The organism is Rahnella sp. AA (genome assembly GCF_002834385.1).
Taxonomy (GTDB): Bacteria; Pseudomonadota; Gammaproteobacteria; order Enterobacterales; family Enterobacteriaceae; genus Rahnella.
Map to the genome: position 1 here is coordinate 277313 of NZ_PITQ01000008.1, position 15441 is coordinate 292753.

15 protein-coding genes, 1 tRNA gene and 2 pseudogenes are annotated in these 15441 nt (G+C 44.8%); 10 read left to right on the top strand and 8 right to left on the bottom strand.

Features of this window, described 5'->3' with window-relative positions; translation table 11 throughout:
* Positions 1-102 precede the first annotated feature (102 nt).
* Positions 103-178: transfer RNA gene (locus tag CWS43_RS19645), tRNA-Asn, on the top strand.
* Between the two features lie 235 nt (positions 179-413).
* On the opposite strand, the gene CWS43_RS19650 is transcribed toward CWS43_RS19645, so the two are convergent.
* The 5 genes and pseudogenes from CWS43_RS19650 to CWS43_RS19675 all read right to left on the bottom strand — a co-directional run bounded on the left by CWS43_RS19650 (position 414) and on the right by CWS43_RS19675 (position 3951).
* Complete coding sequence (locus tag CWS43_RS19650; RefSeq protein ID WP_101078763.1) at positions 414-860, bottom strand: hypothetical protein; 447 nt, start codon at positions 858-860, stop codon at positions 414-416.
* Between the two features lie 339 nt (positions 861-1199).
* A complete protein-coding gene (locus CWS43_RS19655; RefSeq protein WP_101078764.1) occupies positions 1200-1610 on the bottom strand; it encodes a bifunctional diaminohydroxyphosphoribosylaminopyrimidine deaminase/5-amino-6-(5-phosphoribosylamino)uracil reductase RibD in 411 nt (136 codons plus the stop codon).
* A gap of 199 nt (positions 1611-1809) precedes the next feature.
* Positions 1810-2428 (bottom strand): annotated as a pseudogene (locus CWS43_RS19660) (site-specific integrase).
* A gap of 180 nt (positions 2429-2608) precedes the next feature.
* Positions 2609-3088, bottom strand: coding sequence for a type VI secretion system tube protein TssD (locus tag CWS43_RS19665; protein ID WP_101078765.1), 480 nt, complete (start codon positions 3086-3088; stop codon positions 2609-2611).
* Positions 3089-3336: 248 nt separating this feature from the next.
* Positions 3337-3951 carry a hypothetical protein gene (locus CWS43_RS19675; RefSeq protein ID WP_232777100.1) on the bottom strand — a complete coding sequence of 205 codons (615 nt, stop codon included), beginning with the start codon at positions 3949-3951 and terminating at the stop codon, positions 3337-3339.
* Between the two features lie 423 nt (positions 3952-4374).
* Between CWS43_RS19675 and CWS43_RS27805 the strand changes: the two genes are divergently transcribed.
* The 3 genes from CWS43_RS27805 (at position 4375) to CWS43_RS19685 (ending at position 6286) form a co-directional block, all read left to right on the top strand.
* Positions 4375-4596 carry a transposase gene (locus CWS43_RS27805; RefSeq protein ID WP_369825901.1) on the top strand — a complete coding sequence of 74 codons (222 nt, stop codon included), beginning with the start codon at positions 4375-4377 and terminating at the stop codon, positions 4594-4596.
* Positions 4597-4850: 254 nt separating this feature from the next.
* Entirely contained in the window at positions 4851-5525 is a 675-nt protein-coding gene (locus tag CWS43_RS19680; protein ID WP_157825415.1) for a hypothetical protein, read from the top strand.
* A gap of 269 nt (positions 5526-5794) precedes the next feature.
* Entirely contained in the window at positions 5795-6286 is a 492-nt protein-coding gene (locus tag CWS43_RS19685; protein ID WP_101078769.1) for a hypothetical protein, read from the top strand.
* 375 nt (positions 6287-6661) lie between these two features.
* On the opposite strand, the gene CWS43_RS19695 is transcribed toward CWS43_RS19685, so the two are convergent.
* Positions 6662-7903: a hypothetical protein gene (locus CWS43_RS19695; RefSeq protein WP_157825416.1), complete on the bottom strand. Its 1242-nt coding sequence runs from the start codon at positions 7901-7903 to the stop codon at positions 6662-6664.
* A gap of 847 nt (positions 7904-8750) precedes the next feature.
* Between CWS43_RS19695 and CWS43_RS19700 the strand changes: the two genes are divergently transcribed.
* Positions 8751-9488: a metallophosphoesterase gene (locus CWS43_RS19700; RefSeq protein WP_101078771.1), complete on the top strand. Its 738-nt coding sequence runs from the start codon at positions 8751-8753 to the stop codon at positions 9486-9488.
* Between the two features lie 177 nt (positions 9489-9665).
* Here the strand turns inward: CWS43_RS19700 and CWS43_RS19705 are convergent, their stop codons facing one another.
* Positions 9666-10058, bottom strand: coding sequence for a nuclear transport factor 2 family protein (locus CWS43_RS19705; protein WP_101078772.1), 393 nt, complete (start codon positions 10056-10058; stop codon positions 9666-9668).
* 192 nt (positions 10059-10250) lie between these two features.
* On the opposite strand from CWS43_RS19705, the gene CWS43_RS19710 reads away from it, so the two are divergent.
* The gene (locus CWS43_RS19710; RefSeq protein WP_232777081.1) at positions 10251-10907 is read left to right on the top strand and encodes an AraC family transcriptional regulator; all 657 of its coding nucleotides are present in this window, start codon (positions 10251-10253) and stop codon (positions 10905-10907) included.
* 88 nt (positions 10908-10995) lie between these two features.
* Here the strand turns inward: CWS43_RS19710 and CWS43_RS19715 are convergent, their stop codons facing one another.
* Positions 10996-11955: a LysR family transcriptional regulator gene (locus tag CWS43_RS19715; RefSeq protein ID WP_232777082.1), complete on the bottom strand. Its 960-nt coding sequence runs from the start codon at positions 11953-11955 to the stop codon at positions 10996-10998.
* Positions 11956-12163: 208 nt separating this feature from the next.
* On the opposite strand from CWS43_RS19715, the gene CWS43_RS19720 reads away from it, so the two are divergent.
* The 4 genes and pseudogenes from CWS43_RS19720 (at position 12164) to CWS43_RS19735 (ending at position 15163) form a co-directional block, all read left to right on the top strand.
* Entirely contained in the window at positions 12164-13372 is a 1209-nt protein-coding gene (locus tag CWS43_RS19720; RefSeq protein ID WP_232777084.1) for an MFS transporter, read from the top strand.
* A gap of 49 nt (positions 13373-13421) precedes the next feature.
* Positions 13422-14279 (top strand): MBL fold metallo-hydrolase, encoded by an 858-nt coding sequence (locus CWS43_RS19725; RefSeq protein ID WP_101078775.1) that lies wholly within the window; start codon positions 13422-13424, stop codon positions 14277-14279.
* Between the two features lie 344 nt (positions 14280-14623).
* Positions 14624-14731, top strand: a pseudogene (locus CWS43_RS27280) (transposase); the annotation flags it as partial.
* Between the two features lie 78 nt (positions 14732-14809).
* Positions 14810-15163, top strand: coding sequence for a hypothetical protein (locus CWS43_RS19735; RefSeq protein WP_101078777.1), 354 nt, complete (start codon positions 14810-14812; stop codon positions 15161-15163).
* Positions 15164-15441: the final 278 nt, after the last annotated feature.

Consider the following 15441-nt stretch of genomic DNA (forward strand, 5'->3'; position numbering starts at 1 on the left):
TCTCAACAACTTGGCCAAAGTATCAGCAAACGCACGCATTTATATCGTTTCCCCTTTGACATGCACAGGGGCAGTCGCTATTATTCGCCCCGTTCACACGATTCCTCTGTAGTTCAGTCGGTAGAACGGCGGACTGTTAATCCGTATGTCACTGGTTCGAGTCCAGTCAGAGGAGCCAAATTTAGAGAAGCCCGCTTAGGAAACTAAGCGGGCTTTTTGTTTTATATGGGCTGAATATCAATTATGAGCGAGGAGCAGAAGTTTCACTTCAGACGACGTAATAATCACATTGAGTTAAGCATGTAATTCCGTCTATGCACTCACCGCCGCAGCAACTGCTGAGGCCGCTTTGATCAGCCTGCGAAACACATTATTAAGCGGAACTTTATAGCCCTTGGTCGCTGAAAAAGGAGTCAGTCATGACAACTAAAATGGACGAGAAATCTGCCATATCGTGACTCAATTACGAACTCATTGTATAGGGAGCCATACCACACAGGTGGGCTGGTGGTGAGGGTATAGAACAGCGCATTACCGGTCATTTCAACGAGTCCATCTTTAAAATGGTCGAGCAGGTTCTGCTTGAGTGAGGAAGGCATTCGCTGAGTGTCCTGATGCTCAAAAAACCATGACGCCACCGTTTCCATAAACATTTTTTCAGCGCAGGCTTTAAGTTGCGGGTGCCAGTAAGCGGCTGGAAACTTATCTGTGATGGTCGAGTGATATATTGCCAGAGACGTCAGCATGCTGTTACTTTCTTCAAGTTTCATCACAAAATAGTCAGACACGCGGTTTGCCGCATTATTCATACAGCCTATGGCCTGCATAAAACCTGTAAGTCGTTCCGCATATTTATCCATTTGCCCTCTCGAGGCGCGTTGCGGTATCTAAATTCCTCACCCATGACTTCAGATGAAGGATGTTTAAAACAGCTATTCTTGACTGTCAGGAAGAATATTCAGTCAAATATTTCAGATGGTTTTTCATTATCTGTTGACCAATCAAATATTCACATCCCATTCATACTTTATAACTGTGACCTTTTTCGCATGAAATTATCCATGTCCGCAGTTGGCACGAAGCGGACATGCTGATATGAATCACCCACAGAGAGTTTTAACCAACGTGTTTCATCATCGGTTGAACTCCCAGCGAAGAGCGGACCTTTGGCTGATACAGTTTTGTTATGTCTATAAGGCCTAAGACTTCGCCAGAAAAGGGGATAGAAAATTCTCTACTTCTCGTTTACCAATGCCTAGCGTAAAGCTGACACCTGCATTTTTCAAAATTCTGAGCCCTTCTCCACGGTTTCTGGGATGTGGGTCTTCCATGGCTACATAGACATGGCGTGGTTTCAGTTCAGCAAGAGTCAAGGCACAGGAAGGGGTTCTTCCTTGATAGGAGCAGGGTTCAAGTGTGACAAAAATTTCACATTCATCAATTGGAACCGTTAGTTTTGAAATGGCGTCTATCTCTGCGTGATGATGGCCTGGAAGTTGAGTGAAGCCTTCGGAAACCACCGCCCTTTTATGGACAATCACGCACCCTACAGGTGGATTTGGTCTGCAGCCCGGTAAGGCTTGACGTGATTTTTCAAGCGCTAACAACATGAATTCTAAATTTCGCTCATCCACTTTTATGCCCAAATATGTAAATCATAGACTTAAGATTTTCAATCCATACGACATGAATGTCCATTATTTAGATTAATTACTCATCAGCTATGACCAACCACTCGTAAATTAACTCACACTGACCCTTTGATACTTACGCTTTTGGCACAGGGCTGCTGTTGCAGCCCTGACAACCTTAAACTTCAATCGATTCAGAGATCTCTAACGCATCATCGACTTCAATACCCAGATAACGGACTGTGCTTTCCAGTTTCTTATGACCCAACAGAAGTTGGATCACCCGGAGATTCTTGGTTTTCTTGTAGATCAGGTAAGGTTTTGTTCTCCTCATGGAATGTGTGCTGTAAAGCGAATCTTCGAGACCAGGCTTTTCTACCCATCCATGAAAGATTCGGTTAAGCGGGATACTTACGGTATTGCCGGGTTGATATGTGCTGGTCAGTTCCGACCCGAGACCGGAACAAGAAGTCTTTACTGTGCAAATTGCCAAGCTTTATCAATGCTGCAACAGCTTCTCTTGTCCCTTTGGTTATCTCAAATTGCACAGGGCTACCGGTTTTCTGTTGCAACACCGTTGCTCTGCTTGAAAGAGAGCTACCATATGCAACATCAGATACTTTGAGTTTGACCAGATCACAGCCTCGAAGCTTACTGTCCAGGGCCATATTGAACAGAGCTAAATCACGTGTTTTACCTTCCAGTTCAAGCCGGATTCGGATCCCCCAGATATGAGATATCTGAAGTGGTCTTTTTTGACCGATGATACGGTCTTTGTTCCACGGTGATGTGTTCATACTCAAATCTCCTGCAATGTGGGAGATTTGAGTATGGTTGTCACTTATGAGCGATAAGTGTGCGTATTACCTGCCAGCAGCAACCGGCTCCAGGGATACTTACCCCAAATCTGATTTATTTAACAAAGCCTAAATATCTATATCAAAACACCGCAATGAGCGGTGTTTTCTGTTTTCGGCTTATGCAACCACACGCTCATTCCAGCTGTCTTTAAATATTATGTTCCCGTCTACATATTTCCACTGAATCGACTCATAGCGGATCTCAATATTTTCCAGATGTGTCCCCGTCCCCGAACCAGGATGAAGGCTCGGGGTAATGCCGGTAATCTTCACATTTTCCATCAGAATATTGAAATATTCGGTTTCAACGCCCGCATCTAATATGCGATACATTTTTATTTCAGCAGATTTAAGCATGAGTCCACGACTGATCGCACGGTAAAGTATCGGCGTTGAACGGTCGAATTCCTTTTGGAACAATATCGGCGAGTGAATACGCGTGCCAGTCAATTTCCCTGTATTTCTGTCTGTCGGAACGGTCAGATTATGTGAAAGGGATTTTATCTCAATTGAGCCGATGCGCCCGACAACTTCACAGTTGCCGGTAATAGGAGAACCATTTTCATCTGTTAACCATAAATAAGCAGGATTAGACATTTTATTTCCTTAATTTTGAGTTTCGACTTCTTTCCCGATAGTCTTCTATTTTGGCGACGCCTCTTGACACTGAGAAGAAAATTATCAGCCATACGGCGGCATAAACGAATTTTAGCGGCCACGCCACGGGCAGCATCAGACATCCGATTAACCCGCCAACGAATAACACGGATTCAAAAAAATTCCATATCCTAGCGGCGGTAAATAACATCATTTTCACCGTGCTTTTCAGTACCCTGTGTAGCCGCTTATTGTGTGACATGTAGCTTTCGCCCTACAGCATCGATTATCCTGTCAAACACAGGCTGGCCGCGTGTGGCACCAGCATGGACAGCGTCAATAAACGGTTTAACGGCGGGTTCAAACAAAAAATAGGTGAGGTCATAATCGTGTGGCCGGAACAGCGCGTAAATTTCCGGTGCCTCGATGGCGAGGCTTTCAGACATTCTTATCGAGCGTTCGCTCATTCCCCCGATAAGCAGAATCATCGTCACCCTGCCGATCCAGTTTTTGGCACTTTGCGCACCAATAAATGACACTCTCGTCAGCACTGCCGACCCAATTATCGCAATAAGTTTCGAGGTAAGGAATCGCCCGACCATTGAGGAAACGGCACCGCGATAGGCATTGTTTTGCTGAGATACGGAGGCGTATTTATCGAATTCTTTAAATATGATCTCTACAGCATTGGTTATATGTTTATAATTCAGGATGTCATTATGAATTGCTTCCGCCATGCGAAAACGTTGTGTCTGATGCGCATAACGGGAATCGGTATCTATATATCCCCAAGCGAGATAACCCATATCGAGCGGAACGGTAAGCGCACCGTTTATTAATCCGGTAATTATGGCGGGCGACATGATGATGTCTGCAATTCTGTTCGCAATGTCTTCTATATCACTTGTTATCTTATCGACTGCTACCACGGTACACCTCCCTGGTTTCGTGTTCGCATAACCTTAATGCAGATAAGGTTAAATAACCAAATACTATATTACTGCATTTACCGCTGAAACATGCATCCGGACACTGAATATCAGGGGGCGGTCTAGAACTACCAGACTTCCGCTTTTGGCACGTAGCGGACTAATGTTTACTGCTCGCCGCCATTCGGTAAAACCCATTTAAATCTGGACAGAAGCTTTCCTCTGCTCCCCCTCCGGCTCCCCGGCGTGCCGGGTCACGGTGCTAACCGGCAAAGCCGCTGTAGTGGCTTAATAGATTCGGACACGCGCAGAGGTTATAACTTCACTGACAAAAGAGGTAACCTTATGAGCAGAAGAATGTTTACTCCCGAGTTCAAGCGCGAATGCGCTGAGTTCGTTCTAAAACATGGCTATATCGTCCCACAGGCCTGTGAGGCAACGAATGTTAGATCCACCGCAATACGCCGCTGGGTTAAGCACCTCCGGCAAAAACGCAGTCTCGGCTGCACGAGCTGCTGCCATACTGCGCATAATTCCGCCAGTCGGCACGCCCTTCGTATCAAAAAATCAACACCTTAAAGCACGCTCACAACTCACGCGACTGCGGAACGTGAGTTCACCGGACGCTAACCTCACAGATTGTCGTTAAGCTGAATTATATTGAATATAGAGCAGGGGATTGTTATCTGTAGTTAGTGATTCCTATTGGTTGGTAAGTAGTACAGATGCATGTAAACGTGATAGCCGCTGCGGGTCCCCACCGGAACCCTTGCGGAGAGGCCGAGCATCAACTATATGATTATCACTAATGTCGTCACATCCTAGTGGGCGTTATGTTCGTTCGAAGCAGTGTCTTTTCAGGTTTAATTCTTCTCTCATATTTCACCGTACTGCCTTTAGCGTATGCCGCTGACGATTGCGATTGTTCGATAGTAGTGGGGAAGTGTTCAGGCGCGGTTGAATTCATTAAAGGCTACGGTTCAAATAAAAATTATGGCGCGGAAATAATGGTTCACAGCTCCGAACGTTCATGTTCGAAAGTGGATTATTATGTCGATAATACGTCTTACTCGACGATTCTCAAAAATAAGGCCAGCGGTGTCGAATCTTTGTTTGGCACCTCGCCAATAAAATCGAAAAACATCACATTTAGTACCTGTTCTGTTTGCAAAAAAAAACAATCGGATACCAGTGTCGGTAATCCGGCCAGTAGCGCAATGAAGGATATCGATAAGTTTGTCGGCACTTGGTCTGGAGAACGTAAAACGAGTTTAGGATTTAGCGCCAGCCAGTCCATCCGGGTCGAAAAACTTAGTGATGATACTGTTAATATGGCGATTATCGTGGGTCGCGATAATTATCAGGGCAGAGGAAAAGTACAGGGGAATATCCTAACTTTCGGAATTTCCGGTGGCTGTGACGGCACGATGAAATTGATCACGCCAAATATCGCCAATTACCAGTGTTCGCTTGGTATCTTTTCTTCTTCCGGTCAGATGAAGAAATAGCGACGATACGTTATAACGTGATTTGAACTGGCTGATTTGATCTGCTCCCTTCAAACTAACATAGTTTGATGTAAGCAAGTTCCGCTCCTGGCACAGGGCGGACATTCTGACTGAACCGAAGGTCCGCTTTGAGCGAGGAACGGACGGATTGCTATTGATTGCACCACAAGGTGATTTAAGCGTCTAATGTGGTTGAAAATCACAGGTCATTAAAGTTAGGTATTTTTTTTGCCGATGTAACATGGACATCCATTCACGGAGGAAGGCTCATGAGAAGTTTGGTTTTATCTGCGTTGCTTCTATTAACTATAGTTCCAGCTTCGAATGGTCAAGAAAATATTCAGCACAAACAAATTAAGCCATATGTGATTAATTTTCTTAAAAAAGTAGCGAGTTCATCGGCAAGTTGTGATTTATTCAAAGATTTTTTAGCAAAAGATCCTTCAAATGAAAATAATAAGAAAATGATGTTAGGTTTTTGCGATAGCGATATTGATTTTTCAAAGCCAATATTATTCTCCGAAATGAGCACTCATCACTTTGAGGGGGCGAATTATGTGTGCGGAATCATTTCTGGCCGAACAAAAATCAATCAAAAAATAGGTGCTCGGTTTATCTCTGCAGAGCCACAACACTTGATATTAGACGTTAAGTACTCACGCCGTCCCATTGCATACACGATTGATGATAAATCCTTAGTTTATGAGTATCACTTGCAGATGAAGTCATTTAATGAGTTTAACAAAAAATATTGCCAGTGAATGATAATTCAGGCTGATGTTCCGATAAACTATCGGGTGGTTGTATCCACGCATAGCTCATATAGTTTTCAGCAAGTGAGATACGGCCTTTGTTCCAGGGTGACGTGTTCATACTCAAATCTCCTGCAATATGGGAGATTTGAGTATGGTTGCCCCTTATGAGCGAGAAGCGGACATTACTAACCTCACGGCTTGTTAATCAAAAGGGCGTGGGTCATATTCCTTTGAGGCAGTATATTCAGAAAAATTCCTGAGAAAAATAAACTTTCCGTCTAAATCTAATTGATTAAGCGAACTAAATTTTACACAATTACTCCCCCAACTGGTTTAGATGAGGAGTGAGCTACAGATTATATTATTAATTAATAGTATAAACTATGTGTTGCGGTTTTTTCTTTCCTTTTCACTACAGTACAACCATTGAGCGACATTTTGCAAAGCTTCAGCGTTCGAGTGTGTAGAGTGCATTAGAACCCCATCGCTTTGTGGAGCAAACTTAAGAACCTGATGATCTCCAGCAGGAGTTTCTGATGATGCGATAAATACCTCAGGGCAGAAAATTAAACGCAGGTCTCCATAGGCTATTCCTTTAGCCAAAGCCAGCCAAAACGAGAAAATGGCAACAGGCATTGCAGCTATGAATAAAACATGCGGAATATCTCTAGAGGGTCTTAGCCATTGGAAAATGTGAGATAAAAAAACGATTGTGAAGCTTACTAATAATGAAATCAGCCATGCTGTATCTTGAGGGTAAAACTCCCAAACTATTAGACCAGCAAGAATGTGCGAAATGTAACTTATAAATGCTGACCAATGTATTAACTTGTGTTGACTTGTTTGAGCTTTTTTCAGCTGCGAGAATATTGCAAAACATCCTTCGTGAAGTGAGCTTACAAACCTTAATCCAGAATCCGCCTCATCGCCTATAGCATGATAAATCTCAACATTTCTGAAATCCACAGCTTCTCGTAGCTTGCCATCTTCGACCTCACTCAAAACTTCCTTTTTATATTTTTGAGATAGTTTGACTTCTGCAAATGCGGTGAGCGCAAAAACGAGCAATGCAAAATAGAAATCATACAGGCCAAAAGGTTTTAGAATTAGGGCAAACATAAGTTGGATTGAGAGAGAGCCACTTATATCAATAAGATGCATCAATGCACCGGATGTGCGAGTTATTTTACGTCGATAAATAAAAGGAGGCGACAGAAGACAGACTCCCTCAACCTTTCTCGCAACGTCATCAAACATATACGACATTTCTCTTACAATAGCAGCGCCATGGCTATGAGCAATAATGTAGTTATATTTGGCTGGCGAATCCTTGATATGATTACCCAACTGCAGTGCTGCATTTTTTCGTGATGTTTCAGTGTTTTTCCCGTCCCATACGAAGCGGGAAATTCCTAGCTTTGGGTTTACCTTATTGATTTCTTTACACAGATCTGAGTTTGATTGTGTCCAAGGTGCGTTAGGTTCAAAGGTACCATGAACGAGATGAACTAAAACATCCGCAGACTCAGTATTGGCAATCGTATTTTCATTCTTTTTTTTATTTGAAGGTGAAATATAACGCCATGCTGATAAAATTCCTTTTTGCCAGAAAACATAATGCACAAGGGCGAACAATAGAACTATAGCGACGGGTGTTGTTATGAGCCCTATTATAATGGTTTTAAGTAAATACTGTAGCGTTCCATTATTGTGTGAAAAAAAAATAGTATAATATGGATGATGTGAAAAGAATTAAAATTGATAAAGTTGCTCCAGTCACACCTAATAGGAGGATGTTATTAATTGTAATATATTGCATCATAAAAACCCCATTCCCTTTAACGATTGATGATTGTATTCATATGGTTTTTTATATTTATCACTTTAAGTTAAAATAAAACTCTACAAATTTACATAATTCTCTCTTTCCGATCCACTTAATATTCATCCTTCCTAAAAATTCATTGTTATAATTGATAGTCTGTCTTTTTAATTTAACTTAAAGTTATAGATTTACAACTGATGACACACAGCCATCAATCTATTCAACATATGGATGGCCCCTCCGAGCTCCCCGGCGCGACCAGGTTGTCAGCCCGACTGCCTTAACTAGTTGGCCCATAAGCTCCGCCGAACTGCCAGAGGTAGCGTTTCAGGCTATGCGGCTAGGGCCTGGTGGCAATAGCTAGGTCAACTTATAAAGCTGGTTTACAGTCCGCTGAGAGCGAGGAGCGGAAGTTACGCATCCCTGCTAACATTGGCTCTGAGCAGTCAGAATTGAACTTAGCGATTCATTGTGAATTCCCGAACGCCTTTGCAGCCAGTCTGATTCACCGCAACTTTTTGAATTACTGATCCTAATTAATCTGTCCATTGTTGCCATTAGTAGTGAAAAACATGAAATTTGAAACCGGATTCATGGTTATGAATCACGATCTTGTTCCCCACACAATAATCGTATGAGGTTTTTATGCTGATAGCGCAGGTTTCAGACATTCACGCCTCACCCGAAAATGACCATCTGTTTCGGTTCGACCAGGTACTAAATTGGCTTATGCATCTGCAGCCGGGCGTGTTGGTAGTTACAGGTGATCTAACAGATGGGCATTGGCAGGAAGGTTATATAAAGATAGCTGACCGTCTGAATCAGCAAAATTACCCTTCGTTGGTCCTGCCGGGTAACTCAGACGACCGCTGTCTGTTACGTTCTGTTTGGGATGAGAACAGATGGGCGCACGATGCCCAAGGAGAGGCCCTGCACTTCATTCATAACACCGGTGGCATTCGTCTGATTGGTCTGGATTCGACGATTGATTATAAGGATTACGGCAGTGTGACTGACCATCTGGAATGGTTGGATAATCAACTTAGCGACCCATGCAGCCCTCCGTCATTGCTGTTTATGCACCATCACGTATTTGCATCTGGCATACCAACGCTGGACGAAACGATGTGCAGAGGTCTGCCTGAGATGGAAGGTTTTATTAGACGCGCCCCGACCAGACTGCTCGCCATTTCTTCAGGCCATGTCCACAGACCAATAGCGGGTACGTTTGCGGGCATACCTGCCTACATTTGTGGCTCCGTTTGCCCGGCTAATCCTGTCTGGTTTGGAACAGTAAACGCTCCTCCTGCGAATGACCCGCCAGCGTTGATGATTCACCGCTACGTCAGTAACTCCCTTACCAGTCATCACGTTTGCGTTTAACTGGCATTCAGAAAAACATAGACCTATAGAAAACAAGATGATCCACAGTGATTTACGCATAATGTTGTGAGGGAGCAGTGCCCGTATCTGGCATTTAATATGCCAACTTAAAAGATGGCTATCGCAGCTGTGGCGATCCCCATATCCTGGGCCACTGACTACAGGCTGAAGAAAAAATTAAGTTCTGCTACCTAAATCGCTGTCTCCAGACAACCCGTTAATCATTCTCGTTAGCTCTTCACAGCGGATGATCTTTTCAGATAACAAAGTAAAGCGGGCAAAAACTTCAAATTCACTCTTCTCACCCTGATTTTTTTCCACATTTACATAATGATGAGTGAACACGGTATCATTTTCAGCCACGATACTTTTAATAGAAATGCTCATCCGTGTTGTATGCGACTTGATGGCCTTCATATGTCTGATAAACCCACGATAATCCAGTTCCTTACCATCCACGCGCTGTTGATAGTCAGGAGCAAAAAACAATGCAATTTGAATCTCGTCGTGCAACGGATCAGTGATTATCGTCTGTAGTGCGGCAATGACTGTCTGCTTAATGTTTTGCATGTAGATTATCCTTTTGAGTGATGGCAGGAAGTCTATTTCAGAACCTGGATGGGATATTATCGGTATCATGACAACATATACGGTTAATCGGCCATGCAGATAAAAATATCCCAGATTGAACATGACGCTGCGCATTCTACGGAGTGGCATAAACACGGGTCAGGCCAGCTATTCTGGCTCAGTCAGGGACTTATGATAATTGAAACGGAATTGACTCAATGGGTTGTTACTCCAGGGTCGATGGGATGGTTTCCAGCGAATCTTTACCACAGAGCCCGGAGTACAAGGGCCGTAAGCGGCAAATGTCTTTACCTTGAACCATTATCAAGTATCCATTTCCCCCTTTGTTCCGGGGTTTATGGAACGGATACTTTTATCCTGACGTTGCTTGAACGCCTTTGCCTGAACAGGCCAGCCGATTACGGGGATGCACTTCTGAAAGTATTAACTTGTGAGCTGAACCACCTACCTGAATTACCACTTCAGCTCACTCTGCCGGAAGATCGTCGGGCAAGAAACGTTGCAAACGAATTATTAAAAAACCCCGGATGCGTGCTGGATCAGACGCAACTGGCTAATAAATGGGGAATTAGCGTACGAAATCTTAGCCGTTTGTTTCATCAGGAGACCGGGCTTACTTTTAGCCGATGGCGCCAGCAGGCAAAAGTACTCTCCTCACTTCAATGGATTTTCGCCGGATTATCCGTAAACGAAGTGGCCTATCTGAGCGGCTATAGCAACGTCAGTTCTTACATTGAGATATTCAGGGAACGTTTTGGAAAAACACCAGGACAGTTTAAGGAAACTGATAAATTGGCAGCAACGCTATTAGCAAATAATGATATTTGAAATTCAGCTCTGACAACTTCCGTTCCTGGCACACAGCAGACCATCGGACTGAACTGAAGGTCCGCTCTGAGCGATGAGCGGACCTTGGTTATATGCGTTCATCTTTTCTAACATGGCTGCCGGACCCTCGATGCACACATTTTGCGTCGGGGTCTAAACCGGACAGAGTATACGCCGTAACCTCCATGAATTGCTGACGAAACCAAGCTGAACTTCCACTCACATCGTCCACTTTACGGTAAAGCATTGATATTGGTTCAGAGGGCAGCTGAATCGGAGTCGGACTGGTTTTCAGGCCATAAATTCGTGCCATACAAAACGCCACTGTCTCTGGGACGGTGGCTATCGCCCCTATAGCTTGCAAAACCGGGCCGACGGCGGCATAGCGAGATACGCTAGCGGCGACCTCACGGCGTATACCTGCTTTCTGCAGAAAATTATCCAGCTCCTGGGTGTCGCTACCTTGTGAGGAAACCGTGACATGTTGTGCATTCAGATAATCCTCAGTACTAATCGGTGAGGAAAGTTGCACCTTTCTAGAATCATAAACACACATCAGGTGTTGATCAAAGAGTGGTACACGTACATGCCAGGATGCTGGATCGTTGTGCACTGCCACACTGAAATCATAAGCTCCTTCGTCAAGCAACGTAACGGAGTCACGCTTTGTAGCAGCCACTGCTACCACCCGCGCATGTGGTGCCTTCTCTCTTAAGCTCGCCGTAAGAGCCCCAAAAAAAGCCATTTCAAGGTTATCGCATAAACCGACTCTGAATTCGCCAGCCCATGATTTCGGGTCAAAAGCATTCAGAGGCTGAATGGAACGCTCAATGGCTGCCAACGCTCTGGCGATTTCCGGTGCTATAGCTTGCGCACGCGGTGTCGGCTGCAATTTGCGACCTACACGGACAAAGAGTTGGTCATCAAGGGCTCCACGTAAGCGCTTAAGCGCGGTGGATAGCCCTGGCTGACCAATATACAAACGCTCTGCAGCACGGCTTACATTCAGCTCTTCCATCAAAATTGAAAAAGCATACAGAAGATTCAAATCGAGGTTCCGAAGCAATAAAGGTTTCATCATTTTTAAAGATAGTAGCTATTTAAACTATCAATTTCCCAGATACGTATCATTCAGTCAATATCTCGTCCTGTCTGTTATCACTGATTTCGCGATTTCATCAAGTTTGTCAGGAGGTGTTTGTGTCTGGATATTTGCATTCTAAATCCATTGAAGATTTGTCATTTAAAAAGCAGCAATGTCGAGCGGCAGCGCGATGACTGAGCACACTAAAACGACCCCAGCGATTTCAACGGTAAGCAAAATGCTAAGTCGTCATCAAATTTTGATCATGGCAATAGCAACTGGCATCGCTGTTGGCAGCCAGTATTACAACCAGCCTTTACTGGGTGTGATTGCGAATGACATGGATGCCCCCTCGGGCATCGTTGCTACAACTACGCAAATTGGGTATGCCCTGGGGCTGATTCTTCTTGTTCCGCTTGGTGATAAAATTGAACGCCGCATGCTTATTCTTCTTCAGTGTCTTGGCCTGGCAGTTGCAATGGTGCTCGCAAGCCTCTCACCAAGTCTGGGGAGCCTCGCGCTGGCCTCAATGTTGATTGGTGTATTTGCCACTATCGCGCAACAGATGATCCCGCATGCCGTGGAGCTAGCCTCACCGATTCAACGTGAACGTGCGCTGGCGACGATCACCACTGGCCTATTGGTTGGTGTGTTACTGGCAAGAACGGCGAGTGGTTTTGTTGGTGACTGGTTCGGCTGGCGATCGGTGTTCATTATGGGTGCGGCACTTGCCGTGATGATGCTCGCATGTCTGGCGCTCTTCCTACCGCGCAGCCAGCCCCAGGAAAATCATTCCTACGTCCAATTGTTATTATCTCTATTTCTGCTAGTACGCAAACAACCCGCTTTGCGGAGAGCTTCAGCCATCCAAAGCCTGCTCTTCTTTGGGTTCAGCGCGTTCTGGACCATATTAGCTTTGTTACTACAAACTCCACGTTATGGCATGAGCAGCAGCGTAGCTGGCATGTTTGGCCTGGTGGCACTGGCTGGTGCCGTTCTGGCACCTTTGTGGTTGCGTATCTTTAGAGGACTCGGACCGATTCATGCCATCCGTTCGGGGGTGATAATGGTAGTTGCAAGCTTTTTCCTGATGATCCCTTTTTCCAGCTTCATTGGTCTGTGCATTGGTGTAGTGCTCATGACAACGGGACTACAGGTCTCGTTAATTAGTCAACAAGCATTAGTGCTGAACGCAGCAGGTAGTGCACGAGGCCGATTCAATACCGTATTTATGGCTTCACAGTTTGCAGCCGGTGCGACTGGTTCTGCAGCAGCTGGAATAGTCTGGCTTCGGGGTGGCTGGACTGCAGTAATGATCCTGGCATCAATAGCCGCTCTCCTGGCAATCATTCTCTCATTGGTTAAAACAAATACTCATTAACACGCTAACACTTCAGGTGAAGGCTATTTAAAATTTTCAGGAAAATTAAATGATTGAGCAACATCAGATTGGTGAATTTACGCTTATTACTTTACTGGATGGAATGTTCCTTTGTGATGGGGATTTTATTCCGGCAGCAAAGTCAGAAGAAGGCGCAGCTCTATTCAAAAGCGTGGGGTTGCCAGCTGTTGGCCCTTCACCTGAACCGATTAATGCTTTCATCCTAAAAAGAGGTGAACAAATATGGATGGTTGATGCTGGCTGCGGCGCTGAGTTGGGACCTCGCTTTGGGAAAGCACCTTCCGCGCTAAAAAACGCAGGGTATCAGCCAGAAAAGGTAGAAGGTGTTATCTTGTCCCACCTGCACGAGGATCATATAGGAGGCCTGATTAATGAAAATGGTGAACCTCATTATCCTAACGCAACGCTTTATCTCTCAGAAGTAGAGCTAGCATTCTGGACAGATACTGCCTCCAAAACTGCTTATCCTAAGCTGGTTGAAAGTGGTTTATTTGAGTTGGTAGAGAGTGTATTGGCCGCATATGATGGCGCTATCCACCCAATAGCTGCAACTGGTGAAGTGATACCTGGTGTACATCTGGTTCCGCTGTATGGCCATACTCCTGGCCACTCAGGAATTTCAATTACGGACGGTGGGCAGCAACTGCTCATATGGGGAGATGTTGTCCATTCGACACTGCTTCAACTGCGCTACCCTCACTGGAGCATTGGTTTCGACCTTGACCCACCTCGGGCCATCGCAACCCGTAAAGTGCTTCTGGCACAACTTGCTAATTCAAATACTCTGGTAGCAGGTCCGCACGTCACCGGAATAGGTAAAATTGTAAATTGCTGTGAGGGTGGATATAAGATGTACCTGCACTATCCTGATAAAGATTTAGCTTAAAATATGAAGAGTAAATAACTAAAAGCGGCATCGTGTTACTTACGGATGTCGCATTTTAAAATGTATTAAAGGACTCACTGCGAGATGTTATAGACAGTTTATTGAATGGATGAGCTCCACAGTTTAAACGCTCAATTAAGTTTGCAATGTCCGCTGCTGGCACACAGCAGACAAGCACGTAGCGATGAAGGTCTGCTATGAGCGATGAGGGGAAGTTCGCTTTAAGGGTAATCCAATCCACATACCGGAAGATCTCCAGAAGGGAATAGTCCGGTTTACCGGGATACTTACAACTCCACCCCGGTAGACGATCCTGCCTTATAGTTTGAGCATAGGTGGGGCGAATGGGCACACCACGATTTACACCTGAATTTAAGGAAGAAGCCGTTCGTCAGATAACGGAACGCGATTATTCCGTCGCCGACGTTTCTGACCGGCTGGTCGATTCAGCATCAGGCCAAAGAGTTGATGGAACTTATTGGCCAGGAAAAGTTAAAATGTCCGTTCATGAAAGTAAGTCGGAATAAATAATGAGTCTTGACTTCGTGCTGGTAAAAGCAACGGGTGTAGTGAATTCGATCGGTGAACTCGAGCAGGACAGTTCCTTCGCACGATCGAACTACAAGGCATATGCCGAACAACTATTCCCTGGACTTATATGGCAGGCGGATGACACCGCCATCGTTGGTGGGGCGGGTATTTTTATTGAAGTATCCCTCTCGGATGTGACGTTACACCTTAGTCTTAGAGGCCGCGGTGACATCCAGACAGCTATTAGCAAGATTGCCATTGAAGCTGCAATGGCGGGTATCGTAGTCATTGACGTACAAATGTCAGATATCCTCGCAGTTGAGGCCCTGCGCGCTTCAGACTATCTCTCTTAGTATCGATCTATCTTTGAAGTCAACTCCCTGTAGCGACCTGCGTTTATCAATGCTCAAACCCGCATTTAGGGGTTCTACGCTGGCCCCCTATAGTGAAAGTAATTTTCAATAAATTCTTTATCACTTTTTTGAAATACAATGTCTACTGACCTTGTAGTGGCATAGTGAATTTGGCCACCTGAATAGAGGTGATATCATCACCTCATAGTCAAAACAGGTGACATTATGACCGGACGTAACAGACGCAATTTTAGCCCCGAGTTTCGCCTCGAGGCTGC

Bases quoted from the DNA above. Each gene is read 5' to 3' on its own strand.
- CWS43_RS19650 (WP_101078763.1), bottom strand. From the start codon at position 860: ATGGATAAATATGCGGAACGACTTACAGGTTTTATGCAGGCCATAGGC.
- CWS43_RS19655 (WP_101078764.1), bottom strand. From the start codon at position 1,610: ATGTTGTTAGCGCTTGAAAAATCACGTCAAGCCTTACCGGGCTGCAGA.
- CWS43_RS19665 (WP_101078765.1), bottom strand. From the start codon at position 3,088: ATGTCTAATCCTGCTTATTTATGGTTAACAGATGAAAATGGTTCTCCT.
- CWS43_RS19675 (WP_232777100.1), bottom strand. From the start codon at position 3,951: ATGTCGCCCGCCATAATTACCGGATTAATAAACGGTGCGCTTACCGTT.
- CWS43_RS27805 (WP_369825901.1), top strand. From the start codon at position 4,375: ATGTTTACTCCCGAGTTCAAGCGCGAATGCGCTGAGTTCGTTCTAAAA.
- CWS43_RS19680 (WP_157825415.1), top strand. From the start codon at position 4,851: ATGTTCGTTCGAAGCAGTGTCTTTTCAGGTTTAATTCTTCTCTCATAT.
- CWS43_RS19685 (WP_101078769.1), top strand. From the start codon at position 5,795: ATGAGAAGTTTGGTTTTATCTGCGTTGCTTCTATTAACTATAGTTCCA.
- CWS43_RS19700 (WP_101078771.1), top strand. From the start codon at position 8,751: ATGCTGATAGCGCAGGTTTCAGACATTCACGCCTCACCCGAAAATGAC.
- CWS43_RS19705 (WP_101078772.1), bottom strand. From the start codon at position 10,058: ATGCAAAACATTAAGCAGACAGTCATTGCCGCACTACAGACGATAATC.
- CWS43_RS19710 (WP_232777081.1), top strand. From the start codon at position 10,251: ATGATAATTGAAACGGAATTGACTCAATGGGTTGTTACTCCAGGGTCG.
- CWS43_RS19720 (WP_232777084.1), top strand. From the start codon at position 12,164: ATGTCGAGCGGCAGCGCGATGACTGAGCACACTAAAACGACCCCAGCG.
- CWS43_RS19725 (WP_101078775.1), top strand. From the start codon at position 13,422: ATGATTGAGCAACATCAGATTGGTGAATTTACGCTTATTACTTTACTG.
- CWS43_RS19735 (WP_101078777.1), top strand. From the start codon at position 14,810: ATGAGTCTTGACTTCGTGCTGGTAAAAGCAACGGGTGTAGTGAATTCG.